The organism is candidate division TA06 bacterium (assembly GCA_016208585.1).
Classification (GTDB): Bacteria; Edwardsbacteria; AC1; order AC1; family EtOH8; genus UBA5202.
Genome location: JACQXR010000142.1, coordinates 1 through 7584, shown reverse-complemented (window position 1 = coordinate 7584; position 7584 = coordinate 1). Strand labels below are relative to the sequence as shown.

The following is a 7584-nucleotide window of genomic DNA, read 5'->3' as shown; positions in this document are numbered from 1 at the left end:
TTCTATGGGCAACGGACGGTTTGGCCGACGACCGCCTGCTGATCACCTATTCCAATACGACCCGGGAGAATTTTTACGGCAATTACCGCTATTACGACAGCCGCCAGGGAGTGGATTTCAATCTTTTTAAGACGGCGGGAAACTTTGACCTGAAAGCAGATTTGGAGTTCGGCTACACTCCGTTCCAGGGGGGCTATCTCCGCGCCTTCAATGCCGGCATCGCCCGGTATCCCGTAAAAAACCTTAAGCTGAATCTGGATCTGGGCGATTTTGTCCCGTCCCTGCCCCACACCAGCGGGCTGAACAATAGCTCGGTCCGGGGGCTTAATTTTGGACTGCAGGGCAGGCTCTGGGAACTGAAGGCCTTTGGCGGAATGCAGCCCGACTATTATGACCAGTTCATCAAACCCGGCATCCGGCAGATCTGCGGAATGACGTTAAGGCATGAAGTTTTATCCCGGCTGACGCTTAAACCGTATTTTATTTATTTTCAAAGCAGTCTGGCCGAAGATTCGCTTTCCCGCAAGACGAACTCGGGCGGGCTGGGCCTGGAGATCAAGCCCTGGAACTGGATAGGCTGGGATATCTCCTTCGGAATGACAGGCCGGGAGCGGCAGGTTCAGAACATCCTGTCAAACAAGCAAAGCGTATCGCTGACCACCGGGGCCAATCTGCGCTTTAAGCCGCTGACCATGAATTTCGGCTACGATTACTCCGATCCTTTCCATCAATCCTTCAGTCCAGCGGGGCGGCAGGGGCCCTGGGCCGGGATCTGGTGGCGGCCGGCGGAATTCGTCAGCCTTAACGGAAACATCAACCAAAGCCGCCCGGTGGGCTCGGCCGTAAGCTACCGCTCCGAGTCGCTGCAGAGAGGCCTGGGCGCCTCGCTGAACCTGCCCCGAATGCCCCTGATAAATCTGGAATACCGGCAGAGCGATCAGAACAATAGTTATCAAAATCAAGCCAATTACCGCTACCGCACAGTTTCCCAGGCAGCCCAACTGTCCAAGCGCTATCCCAAATACGACTGGTCCCTGCGCTACCGGCTGTCCGATAACCGGGAGCTTTCCCAAAATCTGCAGAAATTGCTTACCCAGAACATAGACGGCCGGGTCGCCAAATTCTGGGGCGGGCAGAGCGCCTGGCTCAATTTTGAACAAACGGCTTATTTTGACCGGCTCAACCGGACCAGCTCCCGTACCGGCTGGGGGAAATTAGGCGCCGATGGAAGATTCTATTCCTGGCTGACCCTGGGAGCGGATGCGGGAGCAGGAATTGAAAACCAGGGCGGCAGGAAACGGCTGTTGTGGCAGCATTCCCTGCAAACCAAAATGAACCTGCCTTGGAATTTTGCGGCCCAGGGCTATTGGCGCAACAACCGCAAGCTTAAAAAGCTGGACGACGGTCAAGATTACAACAATAGCACCTTCGGGTTTTCGATCTCCCGCCGGATAGGGCTGGAAGGCACCAGCATCGAGGGCCAGGTTTTCAACGATATCAACCGCAACGGCCGGAGGGATCAGGACGAACCGGGCTTGTCCAGGATAAAACTTAGCTTAAACGACGGACAGGAGACCATGACCGACCGTCAGGGCAGCTACAGCTTTGACCGAATCCGTGCCCGCCAAGTCAAGGTGGCGGTGGATTTAGTAACCCTGTCGGCCGACTATAATCTGGTGGGCAAAAACGAAGTGGCGGTGGCCACCGGAGGCTGGCGGGGCAACGTGGTCAATTTTGCCGTCACTTCGCTGGGCGGCATCAAAGGGCGGGTGTTTGTGGATGTCAACGGCAACGGAGTTTTTGATGACGGCGATTACGGGATCCCGGGAGTGACCCTGCTGATGCAGCCGGCCAACTTAAGCGCGGTCTCCAACGGCGGGGGAAATTTCCGTTTCTACAACGTGCCGGTGGGAAAGAACGAAGTAAAGGTGGATTCCACCTCGGTGCCGGGGGAACTGGAGTTGAATACCCGGCAGGCCAAGCCTGTCTCCATCAGACAGGGCGAGCTTACCAACGGACTTGAATTCTTACTGGCAAAAAAAGTCCGCCAGGTGAAAAAGATCGTCTTCGGCGGCGAGAGCATGGTGGAAGTGGCCGCGGCCGCGCCGGCCCCACCCCAGCCCAAAGCGTCGGCCCAAATTAAACCAGCTCCGGGCCGGGCCAGGGTTGTCACGCCTGCGGCAATGGGGGCCAAGCTTTCCCCGTCCGAAATAGAAGCATTATATAAGAATGGCTCCAAACTGTTTTCTTCCGGGGATTATCAGGGGGCCTTGAAAATATGGCAAAAGATTTTGTCGGCCGAACCCGGCCATGCCAACGCCAAAAGGAATCTGGAACGGACCAGGCAAAAGATAGAGGCCCAGCGAAAAGCCAAGGGATGACCAAAAGGCAAAAAACCCCCCCGCCAACTTGTCCGCCATAGTCTGCCAACCTGTCCGCCGTAGTATGAACGTAGGCGGAAGGCAGACGAAGGAGGAAGGCGGGGGGCTTTTTTGTGATCATAAGTTCATGCTATCGGAATCTTTATCCAGAACCTGCTGCCCTGTTCCAAAACGCTTTCGGCGCCGGCGCTGCCTTGATGAAACTCGGCGATATGCTTGACTATGGCCAGCCCCAGTCCGGTCCCCCCCAGGTCGCGGGAACGGGCCTGGTCCACCCGGTAGAACCTTTCGAACAAACGGGGCAGGTTTTCCCGGCTGATGCCGGAACCGTTGTCGCTGACCGATAGGATCAGATCTTTCTTCCGTATTTCGGCAGACAGTTCTATCCGGCTGTTTGGGGGCGCGAACTTGACCGCGTTATCCAGCAGGTTGCCAAGGGCCGAGGCCATTTTTTCGGGATCCATTGGAACCAGGGTCTGGCCGGTTTTGTCATCGGTTTGAACCAAATGGCCCTTTTCGGCGATCTGCATTTTAAGATTTTCAACCGCCCGTTCCAGCAAAAGGCCGGCGGGCGAAGGAATCTTATTGATGGCGTAATTCCCGGATTCAATGGCCGAAAGTTCCAGCAGGTCTTTCACTAATTTGCTCATCCGCAACGACTGGGCATGAATGCGCCCCAAAAAATCCGCCAGTTGATCCCGGTCGTCCATTGCGCCGTCCAGCAGGGCTTCGGAAAAACCGGTGATGGCCGAGAGCGGGGTCTTGAGCTCATGAGAAACGTTGGCCACGAAATCCTGGCGGACCCGTTCCAGCATCTTTAGCCGGGTGATGTCCGAAGCCACCAGCACCCATCCCTTGGGGCCGCCCTGATCGGTAATGGCGGCGATCCGGATGATGTAATATTTCTTTTCCCGCTCCAACTCTATCCATTCCCGGCCCTCTTTTATCAGCTGTTCCATGATGGGGCTGCGAATGGCCTCTAAAAGCAGCCGGCCCGTTGTCTGCCCGGCGTCCAGCCCGAACATTTCGGAGGCCGCCGGGTTTATCATTTTTATTGTCTGGCGCTGGTCCAGGGTGATCACCCCTTCGCCCATTCCCTCCAGCACCGCGGCCAGATTGCTTTTTTGTTCCGACAGATCGGTAATCGTGTCTTCCCAGGACTGGGCCAATTGATTCAAGGTCTGGGCCGCCAAAGCCGTCTCCCGGCTGCCCTTGGTCAAAGGCGCCCGGGCGTTTAAGTCCCCGGAATAAAGGCGGCGGGCGGCCAGCTCAATGTCCTTGATGGCCTCGATCTCGGGGCGCCAGGCCAGGCTGACCAGCAGCCACAGCAGGGCCGCGCTAAGGGCCAGTCCGGTGATCGCCCCGGCCAGCAGCTGCTTTTGGTAGTTTATCAATCCTGCCCAGGGCCCGGCGATCCGGCAGTAACCCCAAAGTGTTTTTCCCGATCTGATAGGAGCGGCAAAATAGAGCGTCTCCCTCTTCAGGGTTTGGCTGTGCCTTAGCGCATGGCCCAGGCCCGTTTGCCTGGCCATGGCGATCTCCGGCCGTCCCAGATGATTGTCCATGTCTTTCAGCCCGGAGGCATCCGCTTCCGAATCCCCCAGCGCCCGGCCCAGGCTGTCGATGATGGTCACCCGTTTTGCCAGCGCCAAGGACTGGACCTGGGCCAGAGAATCGAGGTTGATTTTAGGATCAGCCGCCAGTTTTTGGGAGATCTCGGAACTGATCAGCTGGGCCTGTCCCTGCAGCCCGTCCAGGGCCAGTCTCAACAAGTGCTGGCTGGCGCTTAAGTACAGGAAAAGGGAAAACCCGCTCAGCACTATAAGTATGGAAACCAAGCCGGCCGTGGCCAGTTTTATTTTCAGGCTGGGGTGTTTCATGCTTCCTCTTTAAGCTTGTAGCCGAAAGATTTGACGGTCAGGATGGCGGCGTCCAGCAGCGGAATCTTTTTCCGCAGATGCCGGATATGAACGTCCACCGTCCTATTGCCGCCGTAGTAGTCCTGGCCCCAGACGGAATTGAGGATCTGTTCGCGGGAAAGCACCCGGCCGGGGCGTTTCAGCAGATACTCCAGCAGGCCGAATTCCTTGGCGGTCAGCTCCACTTCTTTTTTGCTGACGCTGACCACGTGCCGCTGTCCGTCCAGGATTATTTTCCCGTAATTCAGAACCGCTTTTTCCTCTTCCACCGGCAGGTTGCGGCGGAAAATGGCTCGGATCCTGGCCATCAGCTCCTTGGGGCTGAAAGGCTTGGTCAGGTAGTCGTCGGCCCCCATCTCCAGGCCCACGATCTTGTCGGTCTCCTCGGCCTTGGCGGTCAGCATGATGATGGGCAGCCTTTTGGTGGCCGGCTCGGCCCGCAGAATCCGGCAAAGCTCCAGGCCGTCCAGTCCGGGCAGCATCAGGTCCAGCACCAATAAATCCGGGGGCTGGCGGCGGATGCGCTCCAGGGCCTTTGGGCCGTCGGAGATGGCCTCGGACTTGAAACCGTCCTTCTTCAGATAATGCTCGACTAGGTCGGCAATGTCCCTCTCGTCCTCCACTATATAGATAAGCTTGCCCATAGGATACTCCCGGTAAAATGTTTAAAAAGCGCCTGACATAATGATAATAAAAAAAGGGGCCAATGTAAAGTGAAAAAGAGGTGAAGGCAATGTTAAGGCGGAGTTAAAATGCCGCCAAATCATTTCACGGCAAATTAACACGGTAAATATCGGCAATAAACACAGGGGCATTATATTTGGGTCGTGAACGCTATGACTCAAAACAAGAAAACCGATGGATCATTCCTGGTCCGTTACGGTCCGGTGCTGGTGGGCCTGTTCTATCTGTTGTTTTTATCCGGACTGCTGATTCTGAGGAATATATCGGGACAGGAACCGGCCAGATCATGCCGGTCGCCAAGCCAGAGTCCAAAATAGGAGGGAATCAAATGGGCAAAGCCGATCTTCACATCCATACCAACCATTCCGACGGTTCCGCTACCGCGGCGCAGGTATTGCACCGGGCCGGGGAACTGGGGCTGGATACCATAGCCGTAACCGACCACAATGAAATAGCAGGGGCCATAAAAGCCCGGGAACTGGCGGAGCGGTGGGGCCTGAAAATTGATGTGATCTTGGGAGAAGAGATAACAACTTCGGAGGGGCACGTGGTGGGCTTGTTCCTCAAGGAAAGGATCAGACCCCTGATGACCGCCCGGGCCACGGTGGACGAGATCCACCGCCAGGGCGGATTGGCGGTGGCGGTGCACCCCTTCTCGCTCTGGCTCAAGCTGTTCAATTGCGGCGGGGTGGGGCGGCTGGCGGAGTGGCTGCAGTTCGACGCCATTGAGGTGGCCAACGGCGCCTTGACTGAAACCTTCAGCAACCGGTACACCAAGGCCTATAACAACAAGGTGGCAAAGCTGGCCGGAGTAGGCGGCTCAGATGCCCATACCATAGAGGCTTTGGGACAGGCTTATACGGTGTTTCCCGGCCGGGGCGCCGCCTGGTTGAGGAACGCGATCACCCACAAAGCCACCAAGGCAGTGATCTCAGGATCCCAGGTCCGGGCTCTGCTGGATTTCATCGGCGATCACTTAAAGGGTAAGCTGGCTCTATACGGCTCTCAGGGCGGAGCCTTGGATCAAGCGGTTGTAAGTTAACATATTTTTAACTTCATCATAATTCACTTGTAACATCCAAAAAGTATAATTACAAAACGAAAAAAAAATAAAAAACAGAAAGGATCAAAGATGAACACGGTAAAGGCAATCATAATCAGTCTGGCGATAGCGATGGCCAGCCCAACGGCATTTGCCCAGAGATCCAGAACAGCGAAACCCGACACCGCGGCAATAAATCTGCAGCTAAGGATGGAGGTCCTGACATCGCAAGTGAACATCCTTAGCCAGGAGCTGAGCGCCGCCAAGGATCAGATCAACCAACAGGAACAGGCCCCGATACGGGCAGTTGAGGAGAAGGTATCGGCTGCCCATGATAAGCTGGTCGGCATGGACGAAAGGATGCTGGCCGCCGAAGGTTCCATTCTGGGTTTTAGCAAGCTCAAGGTTTCGGGCTACATTCAGAACAGGTTTGAATACATTAAACACGTGAAGATAGATACCCTGCCCAACGCCGCAGACAAAGGGGCCGACTCCAGCTGGTTCTACGTCCGCCGGGGCCGGATCAAATTCGTCTACACGCCCGGAGCCACCTCCCAATACTGCATCTATCCCGACTTCTCCAAGAACACCGTCACCCTCAAGGAAGCCTGGGTCAAACTTAGCGAACCCTGGACCCCGATGGGCTTCAACCTGACGGTAGGCCAGATGAACTGGCCGTTCGGAGTGGAGATCGAAAGGTCCTCATCGGTGCGGGAGCTGCCGGAACGCTCCACCGCCTCCGGTAAATTGTTCAAGGGCGAGCGCGACCGCGGCGTCAAATTGTCGTTCGCTCCGCTGACTAAAATGGGACCGCTGGCATCGCTGGTAGTGGACCTGGGGGTTTACAACGGCTACGGCATCGACAACAGCACCTTTACCTGGAACGATCCCACCAAGCCCAAGGATTTCATCGCCCGGGCCAAGGCCGACCTGGGAGTGGTCTCCCTGACCGCCTCTTATTATGACGGCAATGAAAAATACTCGGCTACCTCAGGCAACTATTACAAAGGCCGGCTGGGCGGTTCGCTGGAAGCCTATTACCAGTTCCTGCCCATAGGAGGAACAGCTTTGCTGGCCGAGGGCGTTCAGGGCATCCAGACCGGCAAGAAAGTTCTGGGCGGATACGTGATGCTGGTTCAGAACCTGGGCGACAAGATCAGCCTGGCTTTCCGGGCCGACACCTATGACCCCAACACCTCTGCGGACACCACCATCTTCGGCGGCACTTCCGATGACCTGAAATACGACCAGACCTCCAACATCGGGGCGGGCGTAAATTACTGGTGGGATGACGCGGTGCGGTTCACCCTGTCCGCAGACCGGACACTGTACCATACCGGCATGATGATCATGGACCAGCACCCCAAATACCAGACCTACCAGGATGACAAGCTTACCGCCCAAATGCAGATCAAATTGGCTTTGTTGCGCAAAGATTGTAAAGATACAGCATCCCCTGATAAATCGATGATTAGACAGCAACCTTATATGACACCGGCATACCTATTTGAGCCAGGCGGTTGAGAATGGCACATCCAATTCTGACTTCGGTTTTTTG

At 56.1% G+C, this 7584-nt stretch carries 6 protein-coding genes; 4 read left to right on the top strand and 2 right to left on the bottom strand.

Translation table 11 applies throughout. The features are described from left to right. On the top strand, window positions 1-2381 hold a 2381-nt coding region (locus tag HY768_10560; protein ID MBI4727639.1), incomplete at its 5' end, for a hypothetical protein. A 125-nt stretch (window positions 2382-2506) separates the two neighbouring features. Here the strand turns inward: HY768_10560 and HY768_10555 are convergent. Both HY768_10555 and HY768_10550 read right to left on the bottom strand, forming a co-directional pair. After that, window positions 2507-4261, bottom strand: a complete 1755-nt coding sequence (locus HY768_10555) for a PAS domain S-box protein (GenBank protein ID MBI4727638.1) — start codon at window positions 4259-4261, stop codon at window positions 2507-2509. Continuing rightward, window positions 4258-4944, bottom strand: coding sequence for a response regulator transcription factor (locus tag HY768_10550; protein ID MBI4727637.1), 687 nt, complete (start codon window positions 4942-4944; stop codon window positions 4258-4260). Before HY768_10550 ends, HY768_10555 begins: the two co-directional genes overlap by 4 nt. Window positions 4945-5136: 192 nt before the next feature. On the opposite strand from HY768_10550, the gene HY768_10545 reads away from it, so the two are divergent. The 3 genes from HY768_10545 to HY768_10535 all read left to right on the top strand — a co-directional run bounded on the left by HY768_10545 (window position 5137) and on the right by HY768_10535 (window position 7550). Beyond that, window positions 5137-5301 carry a hypothetical protein gene (locus tag HY768_10545; GenBank protein MBI4727636.1) on the top strand — a complete coding sequence of 55 codons (165 nt, stop codon included), beginning with the start codon at window positions 5137-5139 and terminating at the stop codon, window positions 5299-5301. Between the two features lie 11 nt (window positions 5302-5312). Further along, entirely contained in the window at window positions 5313-6026 is a 714-nt protein-coding gene (locus HY768_10540) for a PHP domain-containing protein (protein MBI4727635.1), read from the top strand. A gap of 90 nt (window positions 6027-6116) precedes the next feature. After that, window positions 6117-7550: a hypothetical protein gene (locus HY768_10535; GenBank protein MBI4727634.1), complete on the top strand. Its 1434-nt coding sequence runs from the start codon at window positions 6117-6119 to the stop codon at window positions 7548-7550. Window positions 7551-7584 lie beyond the last annotated feature (34 nt).

What these genes read in the sequence shown, in the direction of transcription:
- HY768_10550 (MBI4727637.1), bottom strand. Translation starts at nt 4,944, where the DNA reads ATGGGCAAGCTTATCTATATAGTGGAGGACGAGAGGGACATTGCCGAC.
- HY768_10555 (MBI4727638.1), bottom strand. Translation starts at nt 4,261, where the DNA reads ATGAAACACCCCAGCCTGAAAATAAAACTGGCCACGGCCGGCTTGGTT.
- HY768_10545 (MBI4727636.1), top strand. Translation starts at nt 5,137, where the DNA reads ATGACTCAAAACAAGAAAACCGATGGATCATTCCTGGTCCGTTACGGT.
- HY768_10540 (MBI4727635.1), top strand. Translation starts at nt 5,313, where the DNA reads ATGGGCAAAGCCGATCTTCACATCCATACCAACCATTCCGACGGTTCC.
- HY768_10535 (MBI4727634.1), top strand. Translation starts at nt 6,117, where the DNA reads ATGAACACGGTAAAGGCAATCATAATCAGTCTGGCGATAGCGATGGCC.